Genomic DNA, 727 nt, shown 5'->3' with positions numbered 1-727 from the left:
TGGAGAAATTCTTCTTGGCACGGGTCAAGCCACTTTTGAAGTCATCCAGAAAGTTACAGAAACTATTGTTGACGGGACTAAAGACTATATTTTCGAAGAAGTTACCCATCATGAGCCTCATTTGATCCGCATTGAATCCTCCCTGAGGTGGGACGAGGCCCTGGTTTTCATCAACGGTTTCCTTAGCGAAGGTGAAACCCAACCTTCGGAAAAAAGACTGTTGTGGGAGACGCTTCGACGTGCCGGATGGCAGGGATCCCTGTACTACCTTTGGTGGGATGCTTCCAACGCGGCGAGTTTGACCTTGTCCCCTCTGAAGCTAGGGGTAGGACTACTTGCCCACTGGGAAGCCCACAAAGCAAAGGCCAAAGAAGTGGGACTAAAGTACGCCTATCCCCTGCTCTCTGCTTTGCCGGAAAGGCAGATTACCCTGATGGGGTTTTCCTTGGGGGCAAGGGTAGCCTACTACATCATGCGCGGTTGGCCCCAGAGTGCAGATCGACGTCTTAAAGATGTTATCTTGCTCAGCGGTGCCGTTAGGAGGCAAGCCGATAAGAACTGGAGCCTGCATGTAGAAAATATCACCGGAAAGTTAGTAAACATCTACAACGAAGACGATTGGGTTCTGGCCTACGTCTTCAAAGTACCTTCCCTCAACCGCAGCCCCTGTGGGATCAAGCCAATTAGAGAGTTTCACCCCAGAATTGAAAACCTCAATGCCACTCAC

At 50.3% G+C, this 727-nt stretch carries 1 protein-coding gene; it reads left to right on the top strand.

What is annotated here, in order from left to right; translation table 11 throughout:
- Positions 1-220: 220 nt before the first annotated feature.
- The coding region (locus NW852_RS10025; RefSeq protein WP_414426700.1) for a DUF726 domain-containing protein at positions 221-727 on the top strand (507 nt) is incomplete at its 3' end.

Source organism: Synechococcus sp. H60.1 (genome assembly GCF_047462335.1).
Classification (GTDB): domain Bacteria; phylum Cyanobacteriota; class Cyanobacteriia; order Thermostichales; family Thermostichaceae; genus Thermostichus.
The sequence above is the reverse complement of the archived record's forward strand: the minus strand, read 5'-3'. Positions and strand labels throughout refer to the sequence as shown.